The sequence below is a fragment of the Mitsuaria sp. TWR114 genome, assembly GCF_007997345.1.
The window spans coordinates 1-2033 of sequence record NZ_VOSR01000523.1 but is presented as its reverse complement, the minus strand read 5'-3'; the positions used below and the strand labels follow the sequence as shown (position 1 = coordinate 2033).

At 70.2% G+C, this 2033-nt stretch carries 3 protein-coding genes; 1 reads left to right on the top strand and 2 read right to left on the bottom strand.

Going from position 1 to position 2033, the window contains the following annotated elements:
• The coding region (locus tag FUT87_RS18390) for a UPF0149 family protein (protein ID WP_147241961.1) at positions 1 to 375 on the bottom strand (375 nt) is incomplete at its 3' end.
• 422 nt (positions 376 to 797) lie between these two features.
• Between FUT87_RS18390 and FUT87_RS18385 the strand changes: the two genes are divergently transcribed.
• Complete coding sequence (locus FUT87_RS18385) at positions 798 to 1256, top strand: GNAT family N-acetyltransferase (RefSeq protein WP_147241962.1); 459 nt, start codon at positions 798 to 800, stop codon at positions 1254 to 1256.
• A 9-nt stretch (positions 1257 to 1265) separates the two neighbouring features.
• Here the strand turns inward: FUT87_RS18385 and FUT87_RS18380 are convergent, their stop codons facing one another.
• Positions 1266 to 1775, bottom strand: a complete 510-nt coding sequence (locus FUT87_RS18380; protein ID WP_091729258.1) for a DinB family protein — start codon at positions 1773 to 1775, stop codon at positions 1266 to 1268.
• Positions 1776 to 2033: the final 258 nt, after the last annotated feature.

The following is a 2033-nucleotide window of genomic DNA, read 5'->3' as shown; positions in this document are numbered from 1 at the left end:
CTGGACCAGCTGCAGCAGCGGCTGGGCGTCGTAGCGCGCCGGGGCGGGCCGGCCCTCCTCGGCATCGAGCACCCAGCGCCACCAGTCGGACAGCGGCACCGGCTTGGGCTGCAGGATCAGCGCGACCAGGAAGCCGTCGAGCATCGAGGCATCGAGCGGCTCCAGCGGCGCCGGGACTTCGTCGAGCAGTGACTGCAGCTCGTCGAGGTCGTCGTCGCTCCAGGGCTCCGGCGGCGCGCTGGGCGCGTCGATCGCGGGGCGGTGAGGCTGCGGACGCGGCCCGTGCGACGGCGTGCCGGCCCTCGCGGGCGAGCCCGAGGTCTTGCTTGCAGGCGGCCGGGGCGCGGACTTCTTGGGAGGCTTGGGCGCGGTCATGGGGCGGGATTATCCGGCGCGCGTGTACGCCGCCTGAAGCGACCCCCGGCACAACCGCGTTGTCCACGACAGCAGCGGCAGGATCCGCGCCGGGGCACGGCGACCGGGATGGCTTGTGTGCGCCGGCGAACGGAAGTCATGGGTCGCGGCGTGAGATCCGCCGCAGTTTTCCGTAATGCGGAGTGCTCCTTACACCTGCTGACCAATTTCCCCAGGTATCCCACCTTGAGGGGATGCCGCGTCCTCAGGGTTCGCCCTAGAGTCCACCTCACGCCTTCCAACGGCGCGGCCTTCAGCCCCGATGGACGGCACCGATCCCAACGACGTCCTTTCTAGGACTTGCAACGCCCGGTCAGCTCCGCTGGTCGGGCGTCCTTTTTTGTGGGTCCGAATCGATCGGCACCGCGCTTACGATGCGCGCCATGCCGACCGTGCCAAGCCCCGCCGTTCTCCGGTTCGACGCCGCCGCCCTGGATGACGCCGAAGCCCTCGTCGCGCTGCGCATCGCCGCGATGCGCGAGAGCCTCGAACGCATCGGCCGCTTCGATCCGCAGCGGGCGCGCGAGCGCTTCCTCTCCAGCTTCGATCCCGAGCGCACGCGCCACATCGTCGTCGACGGGCAGCGCCTTGGCTTCGTCGTCACCACGCAGCAGCCTGGCTGGCTGGCGCTGGATCACCTTTATATCGATCCAGCCTGGCAGGGACGCGGCATCGGCGCCGGCGTGCTCGCCGAGGTCTTCCGCGAAGCGCGAGCACTCGGCCTGCCAGTGCGTGTCGGTGCGCTGAAGCAGAGCGACTCCAACCGCTTCTATCAGCGGCACGGATTCGAGTTGGTGGAAGAGGGCGAGTTCGATCTCTACTACGTGAGGCCTGCGGACTGAGGTCCGCCCTCAACCCTGCCCGCGCCGCTCCGGCTGGTCCTGATGCAGGAACACCGCGAACGTGTCCCACGGCAGCGGTGACTGGATCTGCTTGAGCATCCGTCCCACCTCGCCGCGGTGGTACCCGTCGTGGGTCACAACATGGAAGAGCATCTCCTCGCGCGTCATCGCGCCGCGGCCGCCGTCGGTGAAGGTGAACGCGATGCGCTCGGCCAGTTGCTCGGGCGTGATGGCCGCGACGTACTCCAGCAACCAACGGTCTGACGCCGCATGCGCCGCGCGCAGCGCCTGTGGCGTGGGCGTGTCGACGGTGTTGTTGGCCTCGTAGCCGTGCGGCTGGCCGGTCAGGTGGCCGGTGAAGATCTGGTTGACCACGTAGACGTGATTCAGCACGCGCAGCGCCAGGTGGCGCGCCTCCCCGAACCGCTCGGCATCGAGGTCCTCGATCGCCCGCAGGAACCCGTCGTGGGCCCAGGCCTGGTAGCGGAACAGGGTCGACAGCATCGATGCGGTGCTCATGGGCGCTCCTTGGCAATCGGCCCGGGATGGGCCTCGGCTGGGCGACATCATGACAGCGCCGCTTCCGCCTCGCCGAAGGTCAGCTCGGGGGCACGGCCTCGTCCGGCTGGACGCCGATCACCTCGCAGCTCGCGAGCACCACCCGCAGCTGCGCGGCGGTGAGCTCGGCGACCAGCAGCGGCCGGCCGCCGACCGGCTCGCCCGGGCGCTCGGCACCGCCTGGGCGGTGCGCGGCGATGCCGGCGCGGCGGCCAAGGA